This window comes from Nocardioides zeicaulis, assembly GCF_042432345.1.
GTDB lineage: Bacteria > Actinomycetota > Actinomycetes > Propionibacteriales > Nocardioidaceae > Nocardioides > Nocardioides zeicaulis.
Map to the genome: position 1 here is coordinate 2,283,589 of NZ_JBHLXH010000001.1, position 26,971 is coordinate 2,310,559.

General features: G+C 72.0%; 28 protein-coding genes and 1 pseudogene. 21 read left to right on the forward strand and 8 right to left on the reverse strand.

The window, feature by feature from the left end:
* The first annotated feature begins 17 nt into the window (after nt 1-17).
* The 5 genes from ACFFJG_RS11175 (at nt 18) to ACFFJG_RS11195 (ending at nt 5,467) form a co-directional block, all read left to right on the forward strand.
* Complete coding sequence (locus ACFFJG_RS11175) at nt 18-620, forward strand: Dps family protein (protein WP_378518801.1); 603 nt, start codon at nt 18-20, stop codon at nt 618-620.
* A 372-nt stretch (nt 621-992) separates the two neighbouring features.
* Nucleotides 993-2,039 (forward strand): sugar ABC transporter substrate-binding protein, encoded by a 1,047-nt coding sequence (locus ACFFJG_RS11180; RefSeq protein ID WP_378518802.1) that lies wholly within the window; start codon nt 993-995, stop codon nt 2,037-2,039.
* Nucleotides 2,040-2,156: 117 nt separating this feature from the next.
* Complete coding sequence (locus ACFFJG_RS11185; RefSeq protein WP_378518804.1) at nt 2,157-2,933, forward strand: ATP-binding cassette domain-containing protein; 777 nt, start codon at nt 2,157-2,159, stop codon at nt 2,931-2,933.
* Nucleotides 2,934-2,953: 20 nt separating this feature from the next.
* On the forward strand, nt 2,954-4,225 hold the full coding sequence (locus tag ACFFJG_RS11190; RefSeq protein WP_378518805.1) for a sugar ABC transporter permease: 1,272 nt from the start codon (nt 2,954-2,956) through the stop codon (nt 4,223-4,225).
* A gap of 9 nt (nt 4,226-4,234) precedes the next feature.
* Nucleotides 4,235-5,467: an ROK family protein gene (locus ACFFJG_RS11195; RefSeq protein WP_378518807.1), complete on the forward strand. Its 1,233-nt coding sequence runs from the start codon at nt 4,235-4,237 to the stop codon at nt 5,465-5,467.
* 29 nt (nt 5,468-5,496) lie between these two features.
* On the opposite strand, the gene ACFFJG_RS11200 is transcribed toward ACFFJG_RS11195, so the two are convergent.
* Genes ACFFJG_RS11200 through ACFFJG_RS11210 form a run of 3 tightly spaced genes read right to left on the reverse strand, consistent with a single transcriptional unit; the run spans nt 5,497 to nt 9,289 of the window.
* Entirely contained in the window at nt 5,497-6,678 is a 1,182-nt protein-coding gene (locus tag ACFFJG_RS11200; RefSeq protein WP_378519483.1) for an ROK family protein, read from the reverse strand.
* Complete coding sequence (xylA, locus tag ACFFJG_RS11205; protein WP_378518809.1) at nt 6,675-7,841, reverse strand: xylose isomerase; 1,167 nt, start codon at nt 7,839-7,841, stop codon at nt 6,675-6,677. Before xylA ends, ACFFJG_RS11200 begins: the two co-directional genes overlap by 4 nt.
* A gap of 47 nt (nt 7,842-7,888) precedes the next feature.
* Nucleotides 7,889-9,289, reverse strand: a complete 1,401-nt coding sequence (locus tag ACFFJG_RS11210; RefSeq protein ID WP_378518810.1) for an FGGY family carbohydrate kinase — start codon at nt 9,287-9,289, stop codon at nt 7,889-7,891.
* 170 nt (nt 9,290-9,459) lie between these two features.
* Here ACFFJG_RS11210 and ACFFJG_RS11215 point away from each other — a divergent pair, with 170 nt between their 5' ends.
* The 5 genes from ACFFJG_RS11215 (at nt 9,460) to ACFFJG_RS11235 (ending at nt 14,195) form a co-directional block, all read left to right on the forward strand.
* The gene (locus tag ACFFJG_RS11215; protein ID WP_378518811.1) at nt 9,460-10,035 is read left to right on the forward strand and encodes a TetR/AcrR family transcriptional regulator; all 576 of its coding nucleotides are present in this window, start codon (nt 9,460-9,462) and stop codon (nt 10,033-10,035) included.
* Complete coding sequence (locus tag ACFFJG_RS11220) at nt 10,032-11,174, forward strand: SGNH/GDSL hydrolase family protein (protein ID WP_378518813.1); 1,143 nt, start codon at nt 10,032-10,034, stop codon at nt 11,172-11,174. Before ACFFJG_RS11215 ends, ACFFJG_RS11220 begins: the two co-directional genes overlap by 4 nt.
* Nucleotides 11,175-11,190: 16 nt before the next feature.
* Nucleotides 11,191-12,900, forward strand: coding sequence for an amylo-alpha-1,6-glucosidase (locus ACFFJG_RS11225; RefSeq protein WP_378518814.1), 1,710 nt, complete (start codon nt 11,191-11,193; stop codon nt 12,898-12,900).
* A gap of 87 nt (nt 12,901-12,987) precedes the next feature.
* Nucleotides 12,988-13,599, forward strand: a complete 612-nt coding sequence (locus ACFFJG_RS11230; RefSeq protein WP_378518816.1) for a ClpP family protease — start codon at nt 12,988-12,990, stop codon at nt 13,597-13,599.
* Complete coding sequence (locus tag ACFFJG_RS11235; RefSeq protein ID WP_378518818.1) at nt 13,596-14,195, forward strand: ClpP family protease; 600 nt, start codon at nt 13,596-13,598, stop codon at nt 14,193-14,195. Before ACFFJG_RS11230 ends, ACFFJG_RS11235 begins: the two co-directional genes overlap by 4 nt.
* Nucleotides 14,196-14,207: 12 nt before the next feature.
* Here the strand turns inward: ACFFJG_RS11235 and ACFFJG_RS11240 are convergent, their stop codons facing one another.
* The 3 genes from ACFFJG_RS11240 to ACFFJG_RS11250 all read right to left on the reverse strand — a co-directional run bounded on the left by ACFFJG_RS11240 (nt 14,208) and on the right by ACFFJG_RS11250 (nt 16,847).
* Nucleotides 14,208-14,510, reverse strand: a complete 303-nt coding sequence (locus ACFFJG_RS11240) for a helix-turn-helix domain-containing protein (protein WP_378518819.1) — start codon at nt 14,508-14,510, stop codon at nt 14,208-14,210.
* Nucleotides 14,511-14,587: 77 nt separating this feature from the next.
* Complete coding sequence (locus ACFFJG_RS11245; protein ID WP_378518820.1) at nt 14,588-15,127, reverse strand: hemerythrin domain-containing protein; 540 nt, start codon at nt 15,125-15,127, stop codon at nt 14,588-14,590.
* Nucleotides 15,128-15,824: 697 nt separating this feature from the next.
* Nucleotides 15,825-16,847, reverse strand: a complete 1,023-nt coding sequence (locus ACFFJG_RS11250) for a helix-turn-helix transcriptional regulator (protein WP_378518821.1) — start codon at nt 16,845-16,847, stop codon at nt 15,825-15,827.
* A 346-nt stretch (nt 16,848-17,193) separates the two neighbouring features.
* On the opposite strand from ACFFJG_RS11250, the gene ACFFJG_RS11255 reads away from it, so the two are divergent.
* The 7 genes from ACFFJG_RS11255 to ACFFJG_RS11285 all read left to right on the forward strand — a co-directional run bounded on the left by ACFFJG_RS11255 (nt 17,194) and on the right by ACFFJG_RS11285 (nt 22,974).
* Complete coding sequence (locus tag ACFFJG_RS11255; protein ID WP_378518822.1) at nt 17,194-18,294, forward strand: glutathione-independent formaldehyde dehydrogenase; 1,101 nt, start codon at nt 17,194-17,196, stop codon at nt 18,292-18,294.
* A 1-nt stretch (nt 18,295) separates the two neighbouring features.
* Complete coding sequence (locus tag ACFFJG_RS11260) at nt 18,296-18,871, forward strand: type 1 glutamine amidotransferase domain-containing protein (RefSeq protein WP_378518823.1); 576 nt, start codon at nt 18,296-18,298, stop codon at nt 18,869-18,871.
* Nucleotides 18,868-19,347, forward strand: coding sequence for a hypothetical protein (locus tag ACFFJG_RS11265; RefSeq protein ID WP_378518824.1), 480 nt, complete (start codon nt 18,868-18,870; stop codon nt 19,345-19,347). Before ACFFJG_RS11260 ends, ACFFJG_RS11265 begins: the two co-directional genes overlap by 4 nt.
* Nucleotides 19,344-20,519 (forward strand): zinc-dependent alcohol dehydrogenase, encoded by a 1,176-nt coding sequence (locus ACFFJG_RS11270; protein WP_378518825.1) that lies wholly within the window; start codon nt 19,344-19,346, stop codon nt 20,517-20,519. Before ACFFJG_RS11265 ends, ACFFJG_RS11270 begins: the two co-directional genes overlap by 4 nt.
* Before the next feature lie 187 nt (nt 20,520-20,706).
* Nucleotides 20,707-21,711: a zinc-binding dehydrogenase gene (locus tag ACFFJG_RS11275; RefSeq protein WP_378518826.1), complete on the forward strand. Its 1,005-nt coding sequence runs from the start codon at nt 20,707-20,709 to the stop codon at nt 21,709-21,711.
* Between the two features lie 16 nt (nt 21,712-21,727).
* Nucleotides 21,728-22,300 (forward strand): hypothetical protein, encoded by a 573-nt coding sequence (locus ACFFJG_RS11280; protein ID WP_378518827.1) that lies wholly within the window; start codon nt 21,728-21,730, stop codon nt 22,298-22,300.
* Nucleotides 22,297-22,974 (forward strand): DUF1345 domain-containing protein, encoded by a 678-nt coding sequence (locus tag ACFFJG_RS11285; protein WP_378518828.1) that lies wholly within the window; start codon nt 22,297-22,299, stop codon nt 22,972-22,974. The genes ACFFJG_RS11280 and ACFFJG_RS11285 overlap by 4 nt, the downstream gene beginning before the upstream one ends.
* Here the strand turns inward: ACFFJG_RS11285 and ACFFJG_RS11290 are convergent.
* Nucleotides 22,968-23,975, reverse strand: coding sequence for a hypothetical protein (locus ACFFJG_RS11290; protein WP_378518829.1), 1,008 nt, complete (start codon nt 23,973-23,975; stop codon nt 22,968-22,970). The genes ACFFJG_RS11285 and ACFFJG_RS11290 overlap by 7 nt on opposite strands.
* A 152-nt stretch (nt 23,976-24,127) precedes the next feature.
* On the opposite strand from ACFFJG_RS11290, the gene ACFFJG_RS11295 reads away from it, so the two are divergent.
* Together ACFFJG_RS11295 and ACFFJG_RS11300 are read left to right on the forward strand one after the other, a co-directional pair.
* Nucleotides 24,128-24,394, forward strand: a complete 267-nt coding sequence (locus ACFFJG_RS11295; protein WP_378518830.1) for a hypothetical protein — start codon at nt 24,128-24,130, stop codon at nt 24,392-24,394.
* A gap of 166 nt (nt 24,395-24,560) precedes the next feature.
* A pseudogene (locus tag ACFFJG_RS11300) lies at nt 24,561-24,749 on the forward strand (hypothetical protein); the annotation flags it as partial.
* A gap of 539 nt (nt 24,750-25,288) precedes the next feature.
* On the opposite strand, the gene ACFFJG_RS11305 reads toward ACFFJG_RS11300, so the two are convergent.
* The gene (locus tag ACFFJG_RS11305; protein ID WP_378518831.1) at nt 25,289-26,008 is read right to left on the reverse strand and encodes a FadR/GntR family transcriptional regulator; all 720 of its coding nucleotides are present in this window, start codon (nt 26,006-26,008) and stop codon (nt 25,289-25,291) included.
* A gap of 88 nt (nt 26,009-26,096) precedes the next feature.
* Between ACFFJG_RS11305 and ACFFJG_RS11310 the strand changes: the two genes are divergently transcribed.
* Together ACFFJG_RS11310 and ACFFJG_RS11315 are read left to right on the forward strand one after the other, a co-directional pair.
* Nucleotides 26,097-26,657 (forward strand): gluconokinase, encoded by a 561-nt coding sequence (locus ACFFJG_RS11310; protein WP_378518832.1) that lies wholly within the window; start codon nt 26,097-26,099, stop codon nt 26,655-26,657.
* A partial coding sequence (locus ACFFJG_RS11315) for a GntT/GntP/DsdX family permease (protein ID WP_446686224.1) occupies nt 26,657-26,971 on the forward strand: 315 nt, incomplete at its 3' end. The genes ACFFJG_RS11310 and ACFFJG_RS11315, both read left to right, overlap by 1 nt.

The window sequence follows — 26,971 nt, forward strand, 5'->3', positions numbered from 1 at the left end:
GTCCTATGTTGGGGGTCATGGCAGACACGAACCGCACCAGCTCCGTCACGAGCGGCTCCGACGCCCCGCTGACGGTCCCCGGACTCAGCACGACGACCGGTCACGCGGTCGCGGACGCGCTCCAGATGCGCGTCCACGCCCTCAACGACCTCCAGCTGACGCTCAAGCACGCGCACTGGAACGTCGTCGGCCCCCACTTCATCGGCGTCCACGAGATGCTCGACCCGCAGATCGACGGCGTGCGCGAGATGGTCGACACCCTCGCCGAGCGGATGTCGACGCTCGGCGTGCCCCCCAACGGCCTGCCCGGCGCCCTCGTGGCCGCGCGGACGTGGGACGACTACTCCCTCGACCGTGCCGACACCGCCGCCCACCTCGCGGCCCTCGACCTCGTCTACACGGGCGTGATCGAGGACCACCGCGCCGCGATCGAGGCCGTGGGTGACGACCCGGTGACCGAGGACATCCTGATCGGGCAGACCGCCGACCTCGAGCAGTTCCAGTGGTTCGTCCGTGCCCACCTCCAGGGCACCAGCGGCGCCCTGGTCTCCGACGGCGCCGACGACGAGGTCTCGGCCGCCGAGGCCACGTCCGGCACGGAGCACGTCTCCGCACGCTGACCCCCGGTGGGCCCGTCCCGTGGACCCACCCCCTCCCGGCGAGCCCGGGCCGGGCATCCCCTTCCCGGCCCGGGCTCCGTCGTGCCCGGACAACTCCGCGCCCGTGCCCGCCCGGCGACGGCGCGAGACGGCACTGGTCCAGTCCGCGCGGTCGTCCGGCCACGCGTGGCGACCGTCACGGTTGATAACGAACTGGCAACGGCGCGGCAGGCCCCTTTACGTGACTACGGTCACTCCATATGTTGTCCCGAACAACATATGTACGACGGCTTGGCGTCCAGGACCAGCCGACGTGCGATTCGAAATCGCTAGGAGGCGGTTCGTGTGAAGCGGAAGCACCACTTGGTCCTCGTCACCCTTCTGGGTGCGGCCATGTCCCTGTCGGCGTGCGGCAGTGACTCGGACTCCGGGGACGGCGGCAGCGGCGACAGCGGCAGCGACGCCAAGGCCGGCAAGATCGGCGTCATCCTCCCCGACACCGAGTCCTCGGTGCGCTGGGAGAGCGCGGACCGTCCCGCGCTCGAGGCGGCCTTCAAGGAGGCCGGCGTGGACTACGAGATCCAGAACGCCGAGGGCGACGCGGAGAAGATGACCACGATCGCCGACTCGATGATCGGTGACGGCGTCACGGTCCTCGCGATCGTCAACCTCGACTCCGAGTCGGGTGCGGCGATCGAGGAGAAGGCCAAGGCGCAGGGCGTGGCCACCATCGACTACGACCGGCTCACGCTGGGCGGCTCGGCCGAGTACTACGTCTCGTTCGACAACACCAAGGTCGGCGAGCTGCAGGGCCAGGGCCTCGCGGACTGCCTCGGTGACAAGGACGCGAACATCGTCTACCTCAACGGTTCGCCCACCGACAACAACGCCACCCTCTTCGCCGAGGGCGCCCACAGCGTGCTCGACGAGATGAGCAACTACAAGGTCGTCGGCGAGCAGGCCGTCCCGGACTGGGACAACGAGCAGGCCGCGACGATCTTCCAGCAGCTCTACACCGCCGCCGACGGCAAGGTCGACGGCGTGCTGGCGGCCAACGACGGTCTCGGCGGCGCCGCGATCAGCATCCTCGAGGGCGCCGGCCAGGCCGGCAAGGTCCCGGTCACCGGCCAGGACGCCACCGTCGAGGGCCTGCAGAACGTCCTCGCCGGCACCCAGTGCATGACGGTCTACAAGTCCGCCACGCAGGAGGCCGCCGCGCTCGCCAAGGTCGCCATCGCGCTGGCCAACGGCGACGAGGCCGAGACCACCGGCACCACCGTCGACTCCTCGGACAACAGCGAGGTCCCCTCGATCCTGCTCGACCCGCAGTCCATCACCAAGGACAACGTGGGCGACGTGATCGACGACGGCGGCCAGAAGGCCGAGGACGTGTGCACGGGCAAGTTCGCCGACCTCTGCAAGGACGCCGGCATCTCCTGACCTCCGACCTCGGTCGGCTGGTCGCCTGACACCAGAGTGACGCCCGGGCCGGGTCCCGGCCCGGGCGTCGCCCTTGTCCTCCCGCACAACAAATTCTTCGCGATCGGAAGTGGATCCATGGTTCAGCCCCTGCTCGAGCTCCGCGGGGTCAACAAGAGCTTCGGCGTCGTGCACGTCCTGCACGACGTGGACTTCGCCGTCTACCCCGGGCAGGTCACGGCCCTGGTCGGCGACAACGGCGCCGGCAAGTCGACGCTGGTCAAGATCGTCGCCGGCATCTACGGCCGCGACAGCGGCGAGTACCACTTCGAGGGCAAGCCGGTCGAGGTCCACGGACCGCGCGACGTGGCGGCCCTCGGCGTCGAGGTCGTCTACCAGGACCTCGCGCTCTGCGACAACCTCGACATCGTCGAGAACATGTTCCTCGGCCGCGAGGAGACCACCCGCTTCGGCCTCGACGAGGTCACCATGGAGACGCGGGCCCGCGAGACGCTCGCCTCGCTCTCGGTGCGCACCGTGAAGTCGGTGCGCCAGAGCGTGGCCAGCCTCTCCGGCGGCCAGCGCCAGACGGTCGCCATCGCCAAGGCGGTGCTGTGGAACTCCAAGGTCGTGCTCCTCGACGAGCCCACCGCCGCCCTCGGTGTCGCGCAGACGCGCCAGGTCCTCGACCTCGTGCGCCGCCTCGCCGACCGCGGCCTCGGCGTGGTGCTGATCTCGCACAACATGGGCGACGTCCTCGAGGTCGCCGACCGGATCACCGCGCTCTACCTCGGTCGCGTGGCCGCCGACGTCCCCGCGAAGGACGTCACCCACGGCCAGATCGTCGAGCTCATCACCGCCGGACGCTCCGGGGACCTCGGGATCTCCGAGAGCACCGCGAACGCGACCGTCTGAGAAGGACCGGAGACCCCACCATGACTGCTTCCACCGACACCGCGTCCGCCCCGGCGGCCGGCGGGTTCGACAACGACAACCGCCAGGCCAGCGGCCTCGGCGACGCCGCGCGCGACTACGTCAACCGCCTGCGCGGCGGCGACATGGGCTCGTTGCCCGCCATCCTCGGCCTGGTCGTCCTCGTCGTCATCTTCGCCTCGCTCAACGACCGGTTCCTGACCACCTACAACCTCGCCAACCTGGTCGTGCAGGCCAGCTCGATCATGGTGCTGGCGATGGGCATCGTGTTCGTGCTGCTGCTGGGCGAGATCGACCTCTCCGCGGGCGTCGCGGGTGGCGCGTGCGCCACGATCACCGCCCTCATGCTCATCGACCACGACTGGAACTGGCTGCTCGCCACGCTCGCGGGCGTCGCGTTCGGTGCGGTGATCGGCCTGGTCATCGGCGCGCTGGTCTCGCTGCTCGGCATCCCGTCGTTCGTGGTGACCCTGGCGTTCCTCCTCGGCCTCCAGGCCGTGCCGCTCAAGCTCATCGGCTCGGGCGGCTCGCTGCGCTTCGACGACCCGGTGCTGCGCGGGCTGTCGATCAAGAACGTGCCGGCGACCGCCGGGTGGATCGCCGCGATCGTGATCGTCCTGGGCTTCGCCGCGCTCTCGCTCTACCGCTACCGGTCGCTCGCGGCGAAGGGCCTCGTGCACCCCCCGATCGCGCTCGTCGTGATCCGCATCGTGGTGCTCGGCGTCATCGTGCTGGGTGTCACCGCCCTGCTCAACGCCAACCGCTCGCCCAACCCGATCTTCGACATCAGCGGCATCCCGTGGGCCGCCCCGGTCGTCATCGCGCTGCTGCTCTTCTGGACCTACGTGCTGACCAAGACCCGCTTCGGTCGTCACCTCTACGCCGTCGGCGGCAACGCCGAGGCGGCCCGCCGCGCCGGCATCAACGTGCGCCGGGTGCGCATCTCCGCCTTTGTCATCTGCTCCTCGATGGCGGCACTCGCCGGCCTGCTGTCCGCGTCCTACACCGGCAAGGTCTCGCCCGGCTCGGGCGGCAACAACGTCCTGCTGTACGCCGTCGCGGCCGCGGTCATCGGTGGCACCAGCCTCTTCGGTGGCCGGGGTCGCGCGATCGACGCCGTCATCGGCGGCCTGGTGATCGCGACCATCTCCAACGGCCTGGGCCTGCTCAACCAGGCGGCCTACATCAACTTCGTGGTCACCGGCGGCGTCCTGCTGCTCGCCGCGAGCGTCGATGCGATCTCGCGTCGACGCCGTTCCTCGGCCGGCGTCTAGGTCACCACCATGAGCCCGCAGCAGCGGCGCTCGGGCCTCGGGACCAACCAGGAGGCCGTCCGGCGCCACAACCTCGGGACGCTGCTCCGTCACGTCCACGGCGCCGGACAGATCTCCCGGGCCGAGCTCACCAGCCTGATGGGGCTCAACCGCAGCACCATCGCGGCCCTGGTCGGCGAGCTCGAGACGCTCGGCATCTCCGAGCGGGCGACCCCCGTCGGGGGCGTGCGGCAGGGAGCCGGACGCCCCTCGGCAGGGGTGGCGATCGCCGCCGAGGGGCCGTTCGTCATCGCGGTCGACCTCGGTGTCGACCGGGCCGTGGTGGCGCGGATCGGGCTCGGCGGCCGCATCCTCCAGCGCGCCCAGGCGCCCGTCCACAGCGACGGTGAGGCCTGGCAGGTCGGCGCCTCGGTCGCCGCGCTGATCCGCCGCGTCGTCGCGGACGCCCCCGCCGCCGCACCCCTGGTCGGCATCGGGATCAGCGTGCCCGGCCTCGTGCGGCGCAGCGACGGCCTGATCCGCCTCGCGCCCAACCTCGAGTGGCACGACGTGTCCTTCGGCGGCATCGTGCTCGCCGCGCTCGGCCTCGACGTGCCGGTCCAGCTGGCCAACGACGCCGACCTCGGCGCGCTGGCCGAGCACATCCGCGGTGCCGGCGTCGGTGTCGACGACCTCATCTACGTCTCGGGCAACGTCGGTGTCGGTGCCGGCGTCATCGCCGGCGGCCACCGGCTCGAGGGTGCGGGCGGGTACGCCGGCGAGATCGGGCACCTGCGCTTCAACCCCGAGGGCCGCCCCTGCCACTGCGGCAACCGCGGCTGCTGGGAGACCGAGGTCGGCGCGCATGCCATCGCCGAGGCGATCCACTGCCCGGCCGACAAGGTCGCCCAGCTCGACGAGGTGCTCGACGGCTTCGCCCAGCCCTCCCGCGAGCTGCGCGAGACCGGCACCGCGCTGGGCCACGGCCTGGCCAGCATCGTGAACACCTTCAACCCCAGGACCGTCGTCCTCGGGGGGTACTTCCGCTCGCTCTACCGCCTCGTCGGCGCCGAGATCTCCGCCGGCCTCGCCGACCGCGCGCTGCCCGCGCCGCTGGAGTCGGTGACCCTGGCGATGCCCGGGCTCGGCTCCGACTCACCGCTCCTCGGGGCCGCCGAGATCGCCCTCGAGCCCCTGTTCGTCGACCCCGTCGCGGCCCTCGGATCGGCGCTGGTCGACGTCCGCGGCCGCCTGGCCGGCTGAGGCGTCCGGACCGCCCCGGGGCCCCCGGGTCAGTCCAACGACAGCAGGTCGAGCTCGCCGGAGAAGACCGGACCCAGTGCGAGCTCGGCCGCCCCGAGCGCCGCGGCACCGGTGCCGAGCGTGCTCAGCCGCAGCTCGGGACGGGTCTGCACGGCCGAGGCGAGCCGTCCGTCGAGGGTGTGGCGGGCCGGCTCCAGGACCAGCTCGCCGAGCCGGGCGAAGTAGCCGCCGAGCACGACGACCTCGGGGTCCAGCACGCTGCTGAGCATCGCGATGCCGAGGCCGAGGTCGCGGCCGACCCGGGCCAGGCCGGAGCGGACCGAGAGGTCGTCGGCCGCCCGCGCGGCGACCGCCTCGGCGCTGGCGAGCGGGGTGTCGAGCTCGGGCATGTCGACCGCCGCGAGCATGGCGTGGAGGCCGACCGAGGCCTCCCAGCACCCGCGACGCCCGCACCCGCACCGGGCGGTCGAGTCGCCGATCGGCATGTGGCCGACCTCGCCCGCGAACCCGGACCCGCCGCGCATCACCTCGCCGTCCTGCACGATGCCGGCGCCGATCCCGACGGTGCCGGTGAGGTAGAGCGCGTGCCCGACGCCGGTGGCCGCGCCGTGGTGCGCCTCGGCGTACGCCGCGCAGTTGGCGTCGTTGCTGATCGCGACGCGCCCGCCGGGCACGAGGTCCTCGAGCGCCTCGGCCAGGGCGGAGCCCTCGGTGCGCAGGTTGGGCGCCCACGCGACCGTGCGGTCGTCCCCGCGCACGAGGGCCGGCACCGCGAGCCCGGCGCCGACGACCGTGCAGCCGCCGGCCGCGTCCTCGAGGGCGCCGCGCGCCAGGTCGAGCAGGCCGTCGACGTCGCTGGTGCCCCGGGCCGGCCGCGTCTCCGCGAGCCGCGGGGCGCCGGCGAGGTCGAGGACGACGGCCGACACGTAGTCGACGTTGAGCTCGAGGCCCAGCGTCACGAAGCGGTCACCGCGCAGGGCGACCGGGCGGCCGGGCCGCCCGCGCGCCCCCTGGGTCGGGTCCTCCTCCGCCACGGCGCCAGCCGCCTCGAGGTCGGCCACGATCACGCCGACCGTGGCCTTGGCCAGCCCGGTCTGCTGCGCCAGCGCGGCCCGCGACGACGGGCCCGAGCGGCGCAGGGCCCTCAGGACCGCGGCGGTGTTGGCCCGCCGCAGCCCCTCGGTCCCCGCGCCGGGTCGCTGGATGCTCAGCGGACGCCGTAGAGGTGCTCGAGCGCCAGCTGGTCGAGGTGCTCAGTGGCCGCGCCAATGGTGGCCAGGGCCTCCGGGTCGGGCAGCTGCCACTCGAGGAGCTGCTCCCAGCCCTCGCCCTCGCCCAGGGTGGTCTGCGCGAGCTCGGGCAGGCGGGCGGCCTCGAGCGCGGCCTGCACCTCGGGGTCGGCGCGGAACGCCTTCACCTTCTCGCGCAGGATGAGGTAGTTGCGCATGTTGGCCGCCGCGCTGACCCACACGCCGTCCTCGTCCTCGATCCGCGAGGGCTTGTAGTCGAAGTGCACCGGGCCGTCGTAGCCGCCGGCGAGGAGCACGTCGACGATCCAGAACGCGCCACGCACGTTGCCGGCGCCGAAGCGCAGGTCCTGGTCGTACTTCGGGCCGTTCTGGCCGTTGAGGTCGATGTGGTAGAGCTTGCCCTGCCACAGAGCCTGGGCGTAGCCGGCCGCCGCGTTCATGCCGGCCATCTCCTCGTGCCCGATCTCGGGGTTCACGCCGACCAGCTCGGGGCGCTCGAGCTGGTTGATGAAGGCGAGCGCGTGCCCGATGGTCGGGAGCAGGATGTCGCCGCGGGGCTCGTTGGGCTTGGGCTCGATGGCGAAGCGCAGGTCGTAGCCCTTCTCCGTGACGTAGTCGCCGAGGAGGTCGAAGGCCTCCTTCATCCGGTCGAGCGCGACCGCGGTGTCCTGCGAGGCGCCGTACTCCGCACCCTCGCGGCCGCCCCACGCGACGTAGACCTTGGCGCCGAGCTCGGCGGCCAGGTCGATGTTGCGCATCACCTTGCGCAGCGCGAAGCGGCGGATGTCGCGGTTGTTGTTGGTGAAGCCGCCGGCCTTGAAGACCGGGTGGCTGAAGAGGTTGGTGGTCGCGGTGGTGACGACCAGGCCGGTGTCCTCCAGGCCCTGCTTGAAGCGGGCGATGATCTTGTCGCGGGTGGCGTCGTCGCTGCCGAAGGGGATGACGTCGTCGTCGTGGAAGTTCACGCCGTAGGCGCCGAGCCCGGCCAGCTTCTCGAGCGCGTGGACGGTGTCCATGGGCGGGCGGGTGGCGCCGCCGAAGGGGTCCACGCCCTGCCAGCCGACGGTCCAGAGGCCGAAGGAGAACTTGTCCTCGGGGGTGGGGGTGGGGATGTCGATGCTCATCGGTGTGCCTTCCGTGGTGGTGCGGGAACTCGGGTGGGAGGGGAGGTTCAGGCGGACGCGTCGGGCGTCCAGGCGGCGGTGCGGGCGCGCAGGTCGGCGTAGGCCTCGCGCACCTGCGGTGTCGGGTCGGCCTCGAGGACCGTGGTGTCGCCGGGCGACCACGCCGGCGGGGCGTCGGTGCCGGCCAGCGCCCAGGCGGCCTGCCGGGCGGCGCCGAGGGCGACGTACTCACCCTCCGGCGGCAGCGTGACCGGACGGCCGAGCACGGCGGGAGCGAGGGCGCGCAGCGCGGCGCTCCTCGTCGCGCCGCCCACCATCAGCACCCGGCGCGGCTCCTCGCCGGTGGCGGCCACGAGCCGGTCGACGGCGTCGGCGAGCGAGCACAAGAGCGCCTCGTAGGCCGCGCGAGCGAGGTCCTCGCGGGTGGTGGCGGGCCGCAGCCCGGTCCAGGTGCCGACCGCCGAGGGGCGGTTCGGGCTGCGCTCGCCGCCGTAGTAGGGCAGGAAGGTGACCCCGCCCGCGCCGGGTGCGGCGGCGAGCGCGAGGTCGGCGAGGCCGGCGTGGTCGACGCCGAGCCAGCGGGCCTGGAGGTCGAGGATGCCGGCGGCGTTCATCGTGGTGACCATCGGCAGGAAGCCGCCGCTGGCGTCGGCGAAGCCGGTCACCGTGCCGGTGCCGTCGGCCACCGGGGTGCCGCTGATGGCGGAGGCCACGCCTGAGGTGCCGACCGAGACCAGCACGTCGCCGGGCTCGAGCGACATGCCGAGCGCGGCGCCCATGTTGTCGCCGGTGCCGCCGGCGACGACCGCGCCCGTGGCGGTCTGCGCTGCGACGGCGCCGGGTGCGACGACGCGCGGGAGGGCGACCTCGTGGCCGATCGCCTGCGCGGCGAGGTCGGGGCGCCACTCCCCGGTGCGGGTGGCGAAGTAGCCGGTGCCGGAGGCGTCGCCCCGGTCGGTGAACGCCTCGGTGCCCGGGGCGCTGAGGTGGCGCGAGACGTGGTCGTGGGGGAGGAGCACCGACCGGACGCGCGCGGCGAGGTCGGGCTCGTGGTCGCGGACCCAGCGCAGCTTCGCGGCGGTGAAGGAGGCGACGAGCACGCTGCCGACGGCGTCGGCGCAGGCCTGGGGCCCGCCCATCTCCTCGACCAGGTCCTGCGCGGCGCCGGCCGAGCGGGTGTCGTTCCACAGCAGCGCGTCGCGCACCGGCACGCCGTCCTCGCCGAGCGCGACCATGCCGTGCTGCTGCCCGGCCACGGCGACCGCGTCGACCCGCTCGAGCAGCCCCTCGGTCACCGCGTCGGCGGCCCGCAGCCACGCGGCCGGGTCGACCTCCGTCCCGGGCGGGTGCGGTGCGGTGCGGGAGTCGACCACGCGGCCGTCCGCGGCGTCGACGAGGACTGCCTTGGTCGACTGGGTGGAGGAGTCGAGGCCGAGCACGAGGGTCACCCGACCTATTAAGTACGAGACTCGAACTAAAGTCAACGGGCCTGGGGGATGCATTCCTCCGAGCGGTGGCTGAGGAGTCTTCCGGACGCCAGGAACCCGCCTCACGACCGCTGGTTTGGTCTCGGAAACTAATGCCCTTAGGTTGAAGCCTCATCGACGAAGGAGGAGCCGTGCCCCGAGCCGGACTGAGCAGCGACGCGGTCACCCGTGCCGCCGCCGACCTCGCCGACGAGGTCGGCCTCGACGCCGTCACCCTGGCCGCGCTCGCCCGCCGGTTCGGGGTCGCGGTGCCGAGCCTCTACGCCCACGTGCGCAGCGCCGCCGACGTCCGCACCCGCGTGGCGCTGCTCGCCCTGGCCGAGACCGCCGACCTCGCGTCGGCCGCGGTGGCCGGGGTCAGCGGCCGCGCCGCGTTGGCGGCGCTCGGTGACGTCTGGCGCTCCTACGCCCGCGAGCACCCCGGGCGCTACGCCGCCACCCGCCTCCCGCTCGACCGGGAGGCCGCGGCCGCCAGCGCCGGCCCGCGGCACGCCGAGCTGGTCCGCGCGGTCCTCCGCGCCTACGACCTCACCGACGAGGCCGCGACCCACGCCGTGCGCCTGCTCGGCGCCACCTTCCACGGCTACGCCGCGCTCGACGCGGCCGGCGCCTTCGGGCACGTCCCCGGCGCCCCCACCTCCGACGAGACCTGGCAGCGCGTGCTCGTCGGCCTCGACACCCTCATCCGATCCTGGGAGACCCCGTGACCACCTCCACCGACCTGACCACCGTCCCCGACGTCGCCGCCCTGCTGCGCGGTGCCGTCGAGCTCGAGCCCACCGCGACCGGCCTGCTGCCCCACCGGCTGCCGGGCTGGGCGCGGGCGCAGACCGACGACCCGCAGCTGCGGCTCGTGGAGGCCCAGCCCTCCGGCGTACGGCTCGCGACGCGCACGTCCGCGACGCGCCTCGAGCTCGACGTGCTGCCCACGAAGCGTCAGTACGCCGGCGCCCCGCCGCGCCCCGACGGCCGCTACGACGTCGTCGTCGACGGCGCGCTGGTCGAGCAGCTCAGCGCACCCGGCGGCCACGTGCTGACCGTCGACATGATGACCGGCGCGCACACCTTCGAGGCCGGGGCGCCGACCACGCTGTCGCTCACCCTCCCCGCCGGCGAGAAGGCGCTGGAGGTGTGGTTGCCGCACGACGAGCAGACCGAGGTCGTCGCCGTGCGCGCCGACGCCGCCCTCGCGCCGCTGGCCGACGACCGGCCCCGCTGGGTGCACCACGGCAGCTCGATCAGCCACGGCTCCAACGCCGCGCACCCGACCGGCACCTGGCCGGCGGTGGCCGCGCGGCTGGCCGGGCTCGACCTGCTCAACCTCGGGTTCGGGGGCGGCGCGATGCTCGACCCGTTCGTCGCGCGCACCATCCGTGACACCCCCGCCGAGCGGATCAGCGTCAAGCTCGGCATCAACCTCGTCAACGGCGACGTGATGCGCACCCGCGGCCTGGGTCCGGCCGTGCACGGCTGGCTCGACACCATCCGCGACGGCCACCCCGACACCCCGCTCCGGGTGGTGTCCCCGATCTTCTGCGGCATCCACGAGACCACCCCCGGGCCGTCGGCGCCCGACACGGCTGCGATGGCCGAGGGGCGTGTCGCGTTCGTCGCCGCCGGTGACCCGGCCTCCGTCGCGCGCGGGGCGCTGACCCTCGAGGTCGTGCGCGAGGTGCTCGCCGAGGTCGTCGAGCGGCGGGCCGACCCCCACCTGTCCTACGTCGACGGCCGCGACCTCTACGGCCCCGCGGACGCCGAGCGGCTGCCGCTGCCCGACCACCTGCACCCCGACGCCGAGACGCACCGGCTGATCGGAGAGCGCTTCGCGGCCCTCGCCGGCTGGTGAGCCCTAGCATCGGCCCATGACTGCCCGGGCCGTCGACCAGCCGGACGCGTTCGACCTCCAGCAGGTGCCGTTCTCGGTCTCCGGGTCGTGGCTCGACCTGTCGCCCGTCGTCGGCCTCCACACGAGCGCCGAGGACGTCCACCTCGTCTCGCACGTCAACGGGATGCACGCCGTGCTGGCGCTGCAGCCGGCGCGCGACGGTCAGCCGGTCGACGCAGCGTGGCACGCCACGCCGTCGGTGCTGACCTGGTCCGCGCCGGGAGGCGGCGTCGTCCGCGCCGTCTTCGACGGCCCGCACCGGGTCCGCCTGCGCGGCCGCGGCCTGGCGATGCGGCTGACCGAGGCCGCGGGCGAGCTCACGCCGTTCACCGGGGCGTACCTCTACCTCGACCCGGTCGACGGGGCCCACGTCCTGACGTCCTACGAGACCGGGCGGCGCTACCGCGTGCGGATGACCGAGGGGACGCTGGCCGCGACCGGCGTCGAGGCGCTCGGGCGGGCGGAGCGGTCGCTGCTCCTCGGCGACGACCGGGCCGAGTGGGAGGCCGAGCTGGTCGAGTCCACCAGCAGCGCGCCAGCCTTCGGTGGCGGGTCGTTCGACGACGTGGTGGCGGCGCGCCGTGCCGAGTTCGAGGCGTACGCCGACGGCCTCGCGCCGCGGACCGGCGCCGCGCCGGCGGCGCGGCTGGCCGCCTACGTCCTCTGGGCCTCGACGGTGGCACCCGACGGCCTGGTGACGCGCGAGTCGGTGCTGATGTCGATGCACTGGATGGACAAGGTGTGGTCGTGGGACCACTGCTTCAACGCGCTCGCCCTGGCGCCGGCTCGTCCCGACCTCGCCCTCGACCAGTGGCTCGCGCCGTTCGACCACCAGGACGAGGCCGGCGCGCTGCCCGACTCCGTCACCCACTCCGAGGTCCTGCACAACTTCGTCAAGCCGCCGGTCCACGGCTGGGCCTTCGCCGCGCTGCGGGCGAGCCTGGCGCGCGAGCCGACCCGCGCGGAGCTCGAGCTGGTCAACGACCGCCTCGCCCGGTGGACGTCGTACTGGCTGGACCACCGCCGCGTGCCCGGCCACGTCCTCCCGCACTACCAGCACGGCAACGACAGCGGCTGGGACAACTCCACCGCCTTCGACGTCGACCGGGTCGCGGAGTCACCCGACCTCGCGGCCTTCCTGGTGGTGCAGCTCGACGTGCTCGACGCGCTGGGACGCGAGCTCGGGCGGCCCGACGAGCGGTGGGCGCGGGAGTCGCGGGCGGTCCTCGACGCGCTGCTCACCACCCTGTGGACCCCCGACGGCTTCGTCGCCGTGGGCGCGGTGTCGGGCCGGGCGGGCGGCACCTCGAGCCTGCTCACGCTGATGCCGCTCCTGCTCGGCGAGCGGCTGCCCGACGACGTACGGACCCTCCTCGTCGACCGGGTCCGGCAGCACCTCACGCCCCACGGCCTGGCCACCGAGCCGGTGACCTCGCCCGACTACCAGCCGGACGGCTACTGGCGCGGGCCGATCTGGGCCCCGTCGACCGCGCTCGTGGTCGACGGACTGCGCCGCTGCGGCGAGCACGCGCTGGCCGACGAGGTGTCACGGCGGTTCCTCGCACTGTGCGAGCGGTCCGGCTTCGCGGAGAACTTCGACGCGGTGGAGGGCACCGGCCTGCGCGACCGCGCCTACACCTGGACGGCGGCGGTCTACCTCCTGCTCGCCCGCGACCTCGCGAGCTGAGCGCGACGCCGCCGGATCCGCTCGCGGCGGATCCGCCACCGGCGGAACACCCTGTGGCGCCGGGCCCCGGCGACCCACGCTGGAGGCATGACCACCCACACCACCGAACGCATCGAGGACGAGCTGGTCCGCCGGCTCATGCACCAGCGGATCATCGTGCTCGGCGAGGAGCTCGAGCAGGCCAACGGCAACCGCCTCGTGCACCAGCTGCTGCTCCTGTCCGCCGAGGACCCGCGCGCCGACATCAGCCTCTGGATCAACAGCCCCGGCGGATCCGTCTCGGCGATGCTCGCCATCCACGACGTCATGCGGCTGGTGCCCAACGACGTCAGCACCGTCGCGATGGGCATGGCCGCCAGCGCCGGGCAGTTCCTGCTGTCGGCCGGCACGCCGGGCAAGAGGTACGCCCTGCCGCACGCGCGGGTGCTGCTGCACCAGGGCTCGGCCGGCATCGGCGGCACGGCCGTCGACATCGAGATCCAGGCCGACGACCTGCGCCACACCCGCGACACCGTGCTGGCGCTCGTCGCCGAGCACACCGGCCAGGACCGCGACACCGTCGAGCGCGACTCGCGCCGCGACCGCTGGTTCTCCGCCGAGGAGGCGCTCGCCTACGGCTTCGTCGACCGGGTGATCACCGACGTCGACGACGTCACGCCCGGGCACCGGCACGCGGTCGGACTGGCGGGTGCGCGATGAGCAGCTACACGATCCCCTACGTCGTCCAGCAGACGCCGCGCGGCGAGCGCACCCTCGACCTCTACTCCCGGCTGCTCTCCGAGCGCATCGTCTACCTCGGCACCGAGATCGACGACGGGGTCGCCAACGCCGTGATCGCCCAGCTGCTGCACCTGGCCTCGGAGAACCCCGAGCTGCCGGTCAGCCTCTACATCAACTCCCCGGGCGGCTCGATCTCGGCGATGCTCGCGATCTACGACGCGATGCAGTTCGTCCGGCCCGAGGTCGAGACGGTCTGCGTGGGGCAGGCGACGTGGACCGCGGCTGTGCTGCTCGCCGGTGGCGCCCCGGGCCGGCGGGCGATCCTGCCGCACGGCCGGGTCGTGCTGCACCAGCCCGCCACCCAGGGGCGGGGCACCGTGCCCGACCTGATCCTGGAGGCCGAGGAGGTGGCGCGGGTCCGGCTCGAGCTCGAGGAGCTCCTCGCGCGGCACACCGGGCGCACGGCGGAGCAGGTGCGCCAGGACACCGACCGCACCCTCGTGCTCCCGGGCCAGGCGGCGGTCGACTACGGCGTCGTCGACACGGTGCTCCACGACCAGCCGGTGCTGGGCTGAGCCGGGGGCGGGTCAGGCGGCCAGGGCGAGCGCCTCGGGGCGCGCCGCCCGCGTGGCCAGCTCGCGGGTGCCGAGGTCGAGCGCACCGGCGATCGCCTGCAGCATCTCCGAGGAGGGGTCCTTGAGGCCGCGCTCGACCTCGGAGAGGTACTGCACCGAGACCCCGGCCCGCCCGGCGACGTCGACCAGGCGCTCGCCGCGGCGGGTGCGCTCGCGGTGCAGCTCGCGGCCGACCAGCTCGCGCCAGAGCGGCTCGGGGGCGCGGGACTCGGGGGCGGGGGAGGAGTGGTCCGGGAACGGCAGGATCTGGCCCATGGCCCGACGCTAGTCAGGGCGCGGCACGGTGCCCAGCCGTTCCGCTCAGGGCAGAACGCGGAACCTGCTGTCGGGGCTCACACGCCGAGGCCGAGCAGGCCGAGGGGCTCGGTCATCTCGACCTCCTCGTAGGCGAAGTGCGACTCGAGGTCGGCGCGGAGGTCGGACACGGCCTGCAGCAGCTCGTCGGCACGCGTGGGATCGGCGGCCACGGCGACCGCGAGGTCGTCGACGCGCTCGAGGTGGGCGTGCACCACCAGGTGCTCCTCGGCGAGCCGCGCCACGACGGGCGCGTACTCCTCCAGCACTGCGACCGCCGGGAACAGGTTCCGGTCCTCGATGCCGTGGTGCATCGTCAGGAACCGGCAGACCTGGCCGCACAGCCCGGCGACCTGCTGCGCCGAGAGGGCGGGTGCGAGGGCGTGGACCTCGGCGCGGACCGCACCGGCGTCGCCCGACCCGTCGAGCAGCGACCCGACCGCGCGGGTCAGCGCGGCGAGCTGGCCGCGGAAGTGGTCGTGGATCATCCGCAGGTGGTCACCGGCCATCCGCTGGCGGGGCGTCAGGTCGACGGATCCCGCGACGCGCGGGCGGGAGGCGTCGTCGATCGGCGGCACGGCACCAGCCTAGGGCTGTTCCTCAGCACGTTGTCGACACCTGCCACGCACTCATCGCTGCAGATCCGGACGACCTGAGTCCGAGGACGTCCTGGCAGGCGGGTGTCCCAGCGACCGCCCTCCATGACGTCATGAGAAGTGCCGGCACGAACCGTGAGAACTCATGACGCCCTGGACATCTGCCTACGTGGCGACGGCGCGCGCCTGCGCACGTGCGGCGGTTCCGGCCCGTCCGGCAGCCAGAGCGCAGCTACATCCGCCGCACATGCGTACCGAGCGGCCGATTCGGACCGCCGGAGATCCGGACATCGGCAGATCCGCACACTGGTGCGTACGAACGCGACGGCAGCACCCGGGAGTCAGATAGCCGGCCTAACGCGTTGGCCGCTCGGTCCGCGTCGGCGGCGGAGCTTCCGGCGTTGAACCGTGACACGTCTATGGACCGAGAACCCCTGCAGAAGTCGCCACATCGGGCCGAATCGGGACAAGTGCTCCAGCGCGATGCTCGCGGTGACTTGCAGCGTTTCCACAGGCCAGAAGCCCAAGCGGGCTTCTGACAGCAACGATTCGAGCAGTGCAACGGGCACCCGCTGCGGCCCCGGGCCCAGTGTGTGCTCATCGACGACGGCCGCCGACGTGTAGCCCGTCTCTCGCGCCCAGGTCGTCCACGCCTCGCGCCATCTCGCCTGCCGGCCGGTCAGATGGTCTGCGGTACGTTGTTGGGAGCCTGTGGCGGAACGTAGCAACCCTCTCGTTCGGCCCGTACGGCCGCCATGGTCCTGGTCGGAGTCTCGAGCTTGTAGAGGATGTGCTCGACGTGAGCGGCCACGGTGCGGGCGGCGACGGCGAGCTGTGTCGCGATCTGCTGGTTCGAGCGGCCGTCCATCAGGAGGCCCAGCACCTGGAGCTCGCGCGGTGTGAGGCCCCTGCACTTATCACCGGGCCCGACCAACAACGTGCCCAGCACGACAGGGGAGGCGTCGGTGGCTGCCAGCACTGTTACCCGGAGATGACGATTCGCCCCAGCGTCAGCCTCGGCCGGCCACACGAACGACTTGTACAGCTGGCCGGCCAGGAGCGCCTCTCGGGCGATCGCCACGACGGGCGACTCCGGGACCAGGATCGCGTGGTCGTCGAGTCCTGGGAGCGGGCACGTGGGGCCGTCGCGGTACAGGACAGCGCCGGCGGACGCGCCTCGGACCAGGCGAGCGGTCGCTGCCAACGATCGCATGGGCGACACACCCCGAGCGATCATGGGCGAGAGCCGCATGAGTCGGTCCCGGAGCTTGTCCGATGGCGTGTCCCTGCTGCCGAAGAGAAGCGTGAGCATCCCCAGGTAGGGACCACCTGCTTCGAACAGTGGCACGCCGAGACCCTCCCGAAAGCCTGCGGGGGTGAGGCATTCGGCCCACGTGGGTAGCTCGTCTGCAGCGAAGGGCAGTTCCGCCAAGCTCACAGGTGGACGTCTCACGTTGATGCCTGCGTCTCGGATCTCCTGCGCCACAGATGGCCGGTCTAGGTAGTCGAGGACGCCTGGTGCGAGCCCCGTGCTCCCGACGGTCGTGTAGTCGTTCGACGCCGGGTCTGAGAGGGCCATCCAGGTGGCGTCGACCGGAAGCCAGTGGTCGAGCAGCTCGAGCAGCCCCTGTGCGCGCTCCTCGATCGAGACGGTCGAGGCCGCGATCTCGCCCATCTGGGTGATTGCTGACTCGTCCCGCATGCGGCTCCCTCCAGCGATGCGAGATCACAGGCGTACGGGGACACCCGGCCACGTGTTCGCGATCGGCCGGACCGGACCGCCCCGGACTGAGGACCCCGGTTCAGTACCCAATGGGGAGTCGCATAACGCAATTGTGCGTGACTTCTCGCGGTGGATTGGAGCGGCCCCACGCAGGGCGTTGCGAGGGGCCCGACCGCCGTCGGCATTTCTGCCAATACCGCCCGGCCGGGTGCCTTCGTTCAATGGAGACCACACCGAACGTTCGGGGCGGTGGGACGGTCCGACAAGGGAGGACAGCATGAAGGCAGTGGTGTACGAGGGCCCTCGGAAGGTCAGCGTCAAGGACGTGCCGGACGCGCGGATCGAGCGGCCGACGGATGTCCTGGTCCGGATCACGTCGGCGAACATCTGCGGCTCGGACCTGCACATGTACGAGGGGCGCACCGACTTCGAGACCGGTCGCTGGTTCGGGCACGAGAACCTGGGCGAGGTGGTCGAGGTCGGCGATGGTGTCGACAAGGTAGAGGTGGGTGACTACGTGGTGCTGCCGTTCAACATTGCCTGTGGCCACTGCAAGAACTGCGAGCGCCAGCTCACGAACTACTGCCTGACCGCGCAGCCCGACCCGCAGATGGCGGGTGCTGCCTACGGTTTCGCGGACATGGGTCCATACGGTGGGGGACAGGCCGAACTGCTGCGGGTTCCGTGGGGTGACTTCAACTGCCTCCGGCTCGGCGAGGACGCGGAGGATCGCCAGACCGACTACGTGATGCTTGCCGACATCTTCCCGACCGGCTTCCATGCCACCGAGATGGCCGGGGTGAAGCCCGGCGACCAGACCGTCATCTACGGCGCCGGCCCGGTCGGGCTGATGGCCGCCCTGTCGGCGACCATCCGCGGGGCGAGCAAGGTGATGGTCGTGGACCGGCAGCCGGACCGGCTCCGCCTCGCGGAGTCCATCGGCGCGATGGCCATCGACGACTCGAAGGTCGATCCTGTGGAGGCGGTCCTCGAGCAGACCATGGGCTTGGGCGCCGACAACGGCTGCGAGTGCGTCGGCTACCAGGCCCACGAACCTGACGGTCAGGAGCGGGCCAACCTCACGATGAACCGGCTGGTCGCATCGGTGCGGTTCACTGGGACGATCGGCACCGTGGGCGTGTTCGTCCCTCAGGACCCCGGCGCAAGCGACGAGCTGGCCAAGCAGGGCAAGCTCGCCTTCGACTTCGGCATGTTCTGGTTCAAGGGGCAGCGCCTCGGCACCGGTCAGGCGCCGGTGAAGAAGTACAACCGGCAGCTGCGCGACCTGATCGCTGCGGGGAAGGCGGAGCCGTCGTTCATCGTGAGCCACGAGCTCCCCCTCGACGAAGCGCCGAAGGCCTACGAGCACTTCGACAACCGCGACGACGGGTGGACCAAGGTCGTCCTCCACCCCGCGGCGGTGTGACATGAGCACGTCACTGGAAGGACGCCGGGTCGCCATCTTGGCCGCCGACGGCGTCGAGCGGGTGGAGCTGGAAGAGCCACGACGCGCCCTCGAGGACGCGGGAGCGTTCACCGAGGTGGTCTCCGTCTCGGACGGCGAGATCCAGGCGCGTGACCACGATCTCGAGGACGCCGGCACCTTCTCGGTCGACCGGCTCGTCCAGGAGGTCTCGCCCGACGACTACGACGCGCTTCTCCTGCCCGGAGGGACGGTGAACCCTGACAAGCTACGGATGGAGCCTGCGGCGGTCCGGTTCGTCCGAGTCTTCGTCGACTCGGACAAGCCGGTCGCCTCGATCTGCCACGGTCCGTGGAGCCTCATCGAGGCTGACGTCGCCCGCGGCCGGCGGCTGACGTCGTGGCCGAGCATCCGTACGGACCTGCGCAACGCCGGGGCCGAGGTGGTCGACGAGGAGGTCGTCACCGACGGCAACATCACGACGAGCAGGTCACCCGACGACCTGCCCGCCTTCTGCGAACGCATCGTGCAGGAGTTCGCCCAGGCCGAGTCCACCGCCGCGGCAGGGGGCCGGCGATGAGCCCGCACGTGGCAGCCCGGGCCGCACGTGCCGGCGGTGCCCTCGTCGATCAGCTGCGCTCCACGCTGGGGCCATCGAGCTCCTCCCCGGCCGGCGCCAGCAGTCCCACGTCGGGGTGGCTGGCCGTGACCGTGCTCTGCCAGCCGGACGAGCTCGACCCGGCCTCGCTGCCTGCGCCCCTGGCCGAGCTCGGCGACCGCATCGAGGTCGACGTGCGCCCGGCTCCCGCCGACAAGGGCACGGAGCTGTACGCCCGCCTGATCGACCGGTCGGGACGCAGCGGTGCCGCCAGCCGGCTGAGCGGGAGCGACGCGGAGGCCGAGCTCCGCTCGGCACTGCGTCGCGCCAAACAGCTCATCGAGGTCGGGGAGGTCCTGGCGGTCGACCCGGCACCGCACGGCAAGCGCACCGCGACGCCCGGCGGCGCCCTCCTGGAGTCCTGGACCAAGGACGCTCCCGCGGCAGGTGTGCGATGAGGGCGGTGACCTGGCGCGGGGTCAACGAGATCGGCGTCGAGGACGTACCGGACCCCAGCATCCTCAACGACCACGACCTCATCCTCGAGGTCGGGCTCAGCGCCACGTGCGGCTCCGACCTGCACTTGGTCGGCGGCTACATCCCGGCCATGCGCGCGGGTGACGTCCTCGGGCACGAGTTCATGGGGACCGTCGTCGAGACGGGCTCCAGCGTGACCAAGCACCATGTCGGGGACCGCGTCGTGGTGGTCTCCTTCACCAGCTGCGGACAGTGCTGGTACTGCCGCCAGGGCCTGTTCTCGCTGTGCGACAACGGCAATCCCAACCCCGGGCTCACTGAGGCCCTCTGGGGCCAGTCCATCGGCGGGTGCTATGGGTACTCCCACGCCATGGGCGGCTGGGCGGGCAGCCACGCCCAGTACATCCGGGTGCCGTACGCCGACCAGGGCGCCTTCGCCATCCCCGACGGAGTGTCCGACCAACGTGCCCTCTTCGCCTCCGACGCTGCACCGACCGGCTGGACGGGTGCCCACCAGGCAGGCGTCCAGGCGGGCGACGTGGTCGCTGTCTGGGGAGCAGGAGGCGTCGGCCAGATGGCCGCCCGGGCCGCGATGCTGATGGGAGCCGAACGGGTGGTGGTCATCGACAGGTTGGACAACCGCCTCGAGCAGGTACGCACGCACATCGGGGCCGAGACGCTCGACTACGAGAAGACGGACATCCCCGCAGAACTGCGCGAGATGAGCGGCGGTCGTGGACCCGACGTCTGCATCGAGGCCGTGGGCATGGAGGCGCACAGCCCCGGGCCCCAGCACATCTACGACCAGGTCAAGCAGCAGATGCGGCTGCAGACCGACCGTCCCACGGCGGTCCGCGAGGCGATCTACTCCTGCCGCAAGGGTGGCACGGTCTTCACCCTCGGCGTCTTCGCGGGCGTGGTTGACAAGTTCCCCCTGGGCGCGGTCATGAACAAGGCCCTGACCCTGCGCGGCGCTCAGCAGCACGGGCACCGCTACATCCCCGAGATCCTCGACCGGATGAGTCGTGACGAGGTCAGGACCGAGCACCTGGCCACTCATGTGATGTCCCTGGAGGAGGGGGCCAAGGGCTACCAGATGTTCAAGGAGAAGGAGGACGGCTGCGTCCGCGCCGTCTTCGTGCCCGGAGCCTGACCACACAAGGATCACCAGAACCCAAGTCTGGGAAGGAAGCACATGCGAGCGATGGTCTACCGCGGGCCCTACCGGGTCCGCGTCGATGACAAGGACATCCCGGCGATCGAGCACCCCAACGACGCGATCGTCAAGGTGACGAGGGCGGCGATATGCGGGTCCGACTTTGCACCTGTACCACGGCATGATGCCTGACACCCGCGTCGGGATGACGTTCGGCCACGAGTTCATCGGCGAGGTCCACCAGGTGGGCTCCTCGGTGGAGAACGTCCGACCCGGTGACCGGGTGATGGTGCCGTTCAACGTGTTCTGCGGGACGTGCTTCTTCTGCGCCCGCGGGCTCTACTCCAACTGCCACAACGTCAACCCCAACGCCACCGCGGTCGGCGGCATCTACGGCTACTCGCACACCTGCGGTGGGTACGACGGCGGGCAGGCCGAGTTCGTCCGGGTGCCGTTCGCCGACGTCGGGCCTGGGCTGATCCCGGACTGGATGGACGACGACGACGCCCTGCTCTGCACCGATGCCCTGCCCACGGGGTACTTCGGCGCCCAGATCGGGGACATCGTCGAGGGCGACGTCGTGGTGGTGTACGGCGCGGGGCCGGTGGGCCTGTTCGCGGCGAGGTCGGCGTGGTTCATGGGTGCGGGTCGGGTGATCGTCGTGGACCACCTCGACTACCGGCTGGAGAAGGCGCGCGACTTCGCCCATGCCGAGACCATCTGCTTCACCGAGCACGGCGACGTGGTGCGCCACCTCAAGCACCTGACGGACGGCCTCGGCGCCGATGTGGTGATCGACGCGGTCGGTGCCGAGGCCGATGGCAACTTCCTGCAGCAGGTGACATCGGCCAAGCTCAAGCTCCAGGGTGGGTCGCCCGTCGCCCTGAACTGGGCGATCGACACCGTGCGGAAGGGGGGCACGGTCTCGGTCGTCGGCGCCTATGGTCCGCTCTTCAGCGCGGTCAAGTTCGGTGATGCGATGAACAAGGGGCTGACCCTGCGGATGAACCAGTGCCCGGTCAAGCGGCAATGGCCGCGGCTCTTCGAGCACATCCGCAACGGTCACTTCAAGCCCAGCGACGTGATCACACACCAGGTGCCGCTCGAGCACATCGCCGAGGGCTACCACATGTTCTCGGCCAAGCTCGACGGCTGCATCAAGCCGGTCGTCGTACCTGACGCCGCGTGACTCCAGGGAGGAGCCCATGACCTACACCCCAGAGAAGCCCCCCATCGCCGAGAGCAGCGACGAGCTGCGGCAGCGAATCCCGGGGTGGGGCGCCGACCTCGACCCCGCGGACCGCCCGTCGGTGCCACGGGAGCGGTTCGACCCGTCGTTCGCGGGCGCGCACTGGCGGCACCCCGACCGGCAGCCGGAGGCATGGCCGCGTGAACGCTCGGTGGAGCACACCCAGCTTCCGCCGGTGTTCGGCACCACGTGTCCGCCGAAGGGCTTGTCAGGCGCGATCCGCAAGCTTTCCTACGCCCACTACAGCGAGGGCCAGGCCGCGCACTGGCTGCTGCTCATCGCCGCGGACCGGGTCGACACGGTCGAGAGCACGCTGCGCTCCTTCCTGACGACCCGACCGGACAACCCGATCACCCAGACGGGGGTGCGCGCCGAGTTCACGCATCACGGCGTGCGCTCCCGCCTCGGGCACAACCGCGCGGACGTCAAGCACCACTGGATGGATCCGTTCATCGTGGGTGCTCCGTGGGTCGCCGGCGTCGTCGCGGTCGCTCGCCTGACCAGACGCCGGCGACAGAGCACGGCGTGAGGAGCGTCGGGGAGCCAATTGACGGCGACGCCATACGCACGGATCGGCTTCTCTCAGCCCGGCGTGCCCTGACCAGCCTGGCCGTGGGGCTACTCGCAGCCACGGTCGTTGGACTGGTCGCGACGCCCCGGCTCATGCCGTTGGTCAGCTGGACCGTGACCGTCTCGATCCTGCTGACCTGGGTGTGGCGGATGAGCTGGCCGCAGGATCGCGCGGGGACGGAGCGCCTCGCGGAGCAGGAGCGCACCACGAGGTCGACCGACGTCTGGCTCATCGCCGCGGCTGCGGCCAGCCTCGCCGTGGTGGTCGTCGCACTGGTGCAGTCGAGCGGGCATCGCGACGCCACCGCAGTGGCGTCGGTGATCCTGAGCGTGCTCAGCGTGGCCCTGTCGTGGGCCCTGGTGAACACCGTGTACGCCTTCAAGTACGCACGCATGTACTACGTCGACGAGCCCGATCTGGGCGGGATCGACTTCAAGCAGGACGACCCGCCGACCTACAGCGACTTCGCCTACATGGCCTTCACCATCGGCATGGCGTTCGGCGTCTCCGAGACCGAACCCACAGCAACCCACGTCAGACGCGTCGCACTGGGGCATGCGCTGCTGTCGTACGCCTTCGGCACCGGGGTCATGGCGGTCGCGATCAACTTGGTGACCAACCTGGGTCAGTGACCGGGCCTCGCCTCCTCCTCCCGTGCGAGCCGCGTGCGTCGCTCCTCCTCGCGCTTGCTGTACGCCGCGGCGCGGATCGCCTCGTCCGACTCCAGTCCGCTGCCCAGCGCCCCGCCCACGGTCGCCGCTGACGCGACGAACCAGGTGAGCACGAAGAGGTCGGCGTACCCGAACGACATGCCGAGGTAGCCCCCCATGACCGAGGGATCGAGGACGAACATCGCCCACGCGAGGTTCATGACGTAGAGCGCGGCGTAGCAGATGATGGCGCCGACAGTCAGGCTCACCACGGTGGAGGCGTTGTAGAGGCGCGACCTCTCCCGCGCTCGTTCGGAGTCGTCCTCGGGTCGGTCCCACAGCTCGCCGTCGACCACGAGCCACCCGACGACGAGGGCGATGGAGGCGAGCATCGCGACCACCAGCCGCCACGTCGGCAGCGAGCCGGCCAGCAGCCAGACGGTCGAATTGATGGTGGCGATGGCGCCCGTGGTGAGCGCCGCCACCAGGGCCGACTTCAGGCCTGGTACGAGCAGCCAGGGCCGGTTCGCCAGCACCATGCCAAGGAGGACGCGCAGCCGTCCGGTGCGGCGGGGCAGCGGGACGCGGTGGTCGGTCCCGGACGCGGAGTCAGCCATGCCGCTGATGAGGTGGCGCAGCGCGCGCCTGCTGCGTCGGTGCATGCCCAGCCCACCCAGCGCAGGCAGCGACAGCACCGCGGTGCGCTGCCGGGGATCGCTCTCGACCGTCAGGTAGCGCCCCTCGCCATCGTGCAGCGGCAGCTCCGTGACGCCGATGACGAGGTCCCAGGCGTGGTCGTGCGCGAGGTCCGAGAGTCGGCTCATGGCCGTGTCTGACTGCTCGGACGCCATGGTGAACGGTTCGCTGACCACCTCGATGTCCCACGCGGGTCGGCCGTCCCCGGCACTGAGGTCCTGGTTGCGGAGGGCGATGTCGGTGGGCTTGGCGGGATCAGCGACGAGCCCGACGCGTACGGTCTCCATGCAGGACCGGTACCCATCCGACGCGCCCCTCATCGCCGACACGGCCGAGCAAGGGCGGTAGGTGGCCGAGCCCCAAGCCCTTGTGGTGTGGTGCCGCGCTCGTCCCCGCCGGCTGCAAGGCACGACCTTCACGCACGGGGCACACTGGCGGGATGACCGTGTACGTCGCGTGGACGTCCGCCGACCTCCGAGACGTCGACTCGTCGACAGATCTGGCCGGGCCGTGGCGGGAGGTCGTGGTTGCGGCCGGCGGGCTGGCGTTCGTGGACGCCGACGAGACGCTCTCGGCGGTCTACCACGCGTTGAAGTGGTCGCTCCCGCCTGGTGTGGCCCTCGTGGTTGCACCTGTTGGCGACTTGCCGAAGGCCAAGGGCTTGGCGCCCGGCACCAACCGCTGGCTTCGCGCTCGGCTCGGATGACAGCGCGACACGGTGGCGACCCGGCCGGATGCGCCCCTGGCCTGGTCGCCGGCTACCGCCAGCGTGCCTAGTCCGGGGGTGCGTCCGACCCAGCCGAGATCGATGATCGGATCGACCGCGCGAGCGCGCGACCGTTCACGCGCCGTACCGCAACCATCCTGTCTTCCTCGCTCAGCACGCCACCGCGAGCTGCTGTCGCAACTGCCTGGGACCTGGCACGCCACCGCGAGGGACGCCGGCTGGACCGTGGCGAGCTGGCCTACGTGGTCGAGGTGGTCAGGCCCTGGATCGACCGCAAGCCGGCGAGCCCCATGAGGGTCGAGCCTCCGGGAGCTTCCTCTCGCGTCGATCGTGAAGGCTGCGCGCTCATCGCGGCAGATCCGGACGACCTGAGTCCGAGGACGTCCTGGCAGGCGGGTGTCCCAGCGACCGCCCTCCATGACGTCATGAGAAGTGCCGGCACGAACCGTGAGAACTCATGACGCCCTGGACATCTGCCTACGTGGCGACGGCGCGCGCCTGCGCACGTGCGGCGGTTCCGGCCCGTCCGGCAGCCAGAGCGCAGCTCCATCCGCCGCACATGCGTACCGAGCGGCCGATTCGGACCGCCGGAGATCCGGACATCGGCAGATCCGGATGTACCGACTCCGAGGACGTCATGGCCCATGGCCGCCCCAGCGCCCACGTTCCATGACGTCCTGCACGACCGCCGGCGTGACTGACCCGCGCACGTACACGTGCGGCGGTCCTGGCCCGTCCGGAAGCCGACGCGGGGCAACGTCCGCCGCACGTGCGTCACGCACGATCGATCCGGTCGTCAGAGATCCGCACCTCGGCAGATCCGTCCGTCGCGCGCCAACAAGGTCTTGACGTGCGACCCCTGGGGGCGGGTCCTCAGGACTGCTCGTCCTCGAGCGCCTCGGCGGCCTCGTCGATGATCGCGCGCATCGCCTGCTCGGCCGCGGTGGCGTCGCCGAGGCGCACGGCGCGCGCGACCTCGTCGTGCAGCGCGATCGCCTCCGGGTTCGGCCGGGCGGGCATCATCCCGTGGTGGGTGCGGCCGCTGAGCACCTCGGCGACCACGCCGTGCAGCGAGCGCAGCATCTCGTTGCCGCTGGCCTCGAGCAGCACGCGGTGGAAGATCGTGTCGGCCTGGAGGTAGGCCTCGAGGTCGCCGGCGCGGCCGTGGACGACCATGTCGGAGGCGGCCGCCGCGAGCACCCGGCACTGGGTGGCGTCGGCGCGCTGCGCGGCGAGCGCCGCCGCCGCCGGCTCCACGCCGCGACGCAGCTCGGAGAGGGACAGCAGCTGCTCGGTCCGGTCGCCCTCGTCGAGGCGCCAGCGGATCACGCGCGGGTCGAAGACGTTCCAGCGGGTACGGGGCTGGATGGTGATGCCCACCCGTCGCCGGGAGGCGACCAGGCCCATCGACTCCAGCACCCGGACGGCCTCGCGCGCCACGCTGCGCGAGACGGCGTACTCCGCGCAGACGGCGTCGAGGGTGAGCACCTGCCCGTGGGCGAGGGCGCCGGCGGCGATGCGGCCGCCGAGCGCGTCGAGCACGCTGGCGTGCTGCCCGGCGGGAACGGGCACGGACGACGGCGAGACGGGCACCGAATCATCATCTCTCAGTGAGATCGCGAGCGGAAGGGCGGGTGAATCTCGATCAAGCTCTTGTAATGATCAGATCATTGGTGTGAGGATGCCCGACATGGCTGCCGAATCCCTGGTCGTGGTGATGGGCGTCTCCGGCTCCGGCAAGTCCACCGTCGGCGCCGCGCTCGCCCAGCGCCTCGGCGTCCCGTTCGAGGACGCCGACGACCTGCACCCGCCCGCCAACATCGCGAAGATGTCGGCCGGCCACGCCCTCGACGACGACGACCGCCGACCGTGGCTCGAGGTCATCGGGCAGTGGCTCGCCGACCACGCCGACGGGGGCGGGGTGATGAGCTGCTCGGCGCTCAAGCGCGCCTACCGCGACCAGCTCCGTGCGCACGCCCCCGGCGTGGCCTTCGTGCACCTCGAGGGCAGCCACGCCGTGATCACCGCCCGCCAGGCCGCACGCCCCGGCCACTTCATGCCGGCCTCGTTGCTGGCCTCCCAGTTCGCCACGCTCGAGCCGCTCGAGGCCGACGAGCGCGGTGTCGTCGTCGACGTCGACCAAGGCGTCGACGCGATCGTCGCAGCGTCCGTCTCGGAGCTCTCGGAGCTGTCGGAGCTCTCCGAGCTCGAGCCGCCCACCCCCACCGAGGAGAACCCGTGATGTCCACGTCCCTGTTGCCGCTCGCGGCCACGGAGCTGGTGCAGCCCGTCGCCGACGGCTGGCAGCTCATCACCGCCGCGCTGGTAGCGATCGCCGTGATCGTCGTCCTGATCACCGTCGTGAAGGTCCACCCCTTCCTGGCCCTGGTGGCCGGCGCGTTCACCGTCGGCGCCGTCGCGGGGGTCAACATCCTCGCCGACCCCGACACCGGCACCGGGGTGCTGCCGTCCTTCTCCGCCGGCTTCGGGTCGACCGCCGCCGGTGTCGGCGTCCTGATCGTGCTGGGCGCGATGTTCGCCAAGCTGCTCGCCGAC

Bases quoted from the DNA above. Each gene is read 5' to 3' on its own strand.
- ACFFJG_RS11180 (WP_378518802.1), top strand. From the start codon at position 993: ATGTCCCTGTCGGCGTGCGGCAGTGACTCGGACTCCGGGGACGGCGGC.
- ACFFJG_RS11175 (WP_378518801.1), top strand. From the start codon at position 18: ATGGCAGACACGAACCGCACCAGCTCCGTCACGAGCGGCTCCGACGCC.
- ACFFJG_RS11240 (WP_378518819.1), bottom strand. From the start codon at position 14,510: ATGGGCCAGATCCTGCCGTTCCCGGACCACTCCTCCCCCGCCCCCGAG.
- ACFFJG_RS11265 (WP_378518824.1), top strand. From the start codon at position 18,868: ATGAGCCCGCACGTGGCAGCCCGGGCCGCACGTGCCGGCGGTGCCCTC.
- ACFFJG_RS11290 (WP_378518829.1), bottom strand. From the start codon at position 23,975: ATGGAGACCGTACGCGTCGGGCTCGTCGCTGATCCCGCCAAGCCCACC.
- ACFFJG_RS11190 (WP_378518805.1), top strand. From the start codon at position 2,954: ATGACTGCTTCCACCGACACCGCGTCCGCCCCGGCGGCCGGCGGGTTC.
- ACFFJG_RS11275 (WP_378518826.1), top strand. From the start codon at position 20,707: ATGCCTGACACCCGCGTCGGGATGACGTTCGGCCACGAGTTCATCGGC.
- xylA (WP_378518809.1), bottom strand. From the start codon at position 7,841: ATGAGCATCGACATCCCCACCCCCACCCCCGAGGACAAGTTCTCCTTC.
- ACFFJG_RS11270 (WP_378518825.1), top strand. From the start codon at position 19,344: ATGAGGGCGGTGACCTGGCGCGGGGTCAACGAGATCGGCGTCGAGGAC.
- ACFFJG_RS11185 (WP_378518804.1), top strand. From the start codon at position 2,157: ATGGTTCAGCCCCTGCTCGAGCTCCGCGGGGTCAACAAGAGCTTCGGC.
- ACFFJG_RS11250 (WP_378518821.1), bottom strand. From the start codon at position 16,847: ATGCGGGACGAGTCAGCAATCACCCAGATGGGCGAGATCGCGGCCTCG.
- ACFFJG_RS11295 (WP_378518830.1), top strand. From the start codon at position 24,128: ATGACCGTGTACGTCGCGTGGACGTCCGCCGACCTCCGAGACGTCGAC.
- ACFFJG_RS11195 (WP_378518807.1), top strand. From the start codon at position 4,235: ATGAGCCCGCAGCAGCGGCGCTCGGGCCTCGGGACCAACCAGGAGGCC.
- ACFFJG_RS11225 (WP_378518814.1), top strand. From the start codon at position 11,191: ATGACTGCCCGGGCCGTCGACCAGCCGGACGCGTTCGACCTCCAGCAG.
- ACFFJG_RS11260 (WP_378518823.1), top strand. From the start codon at position 18,296: ATGAGCACGTCACTGGAAGGACGCCGGGTCGCCATCTTGGCCGCCGAC.
- ACFFJG_RS11230 (WP_378518816.1), top strand. From the start codon at position 12,988: ATGACCACCCACACCACCGAACGCATCGAGGACGAGCTGGTCCGCCGG.
- ACFFJG_RS11310 (WP_378518832.1), top strand. From the start codon at position 26,097: ATGCCCGACATGGCTGCCGAATCCCTGGTCGTGGTGATGGGCGTCTCC.
- ACFFJG_RS11235 (WP_378518818.1), top strand. From the start codon at position 13,596: ATGAGCAGCTACACGATCCCCTACGTCGTCCAGCAGACGCCGCGCGGC.
- ACFFJG_RS11280 (WP_378518827.1), top strand. From the start codon at position 21,728: ATGACCTACACCCCAGAGAAGCCCCCCATCGCCGAGAGCAGCGACGAG.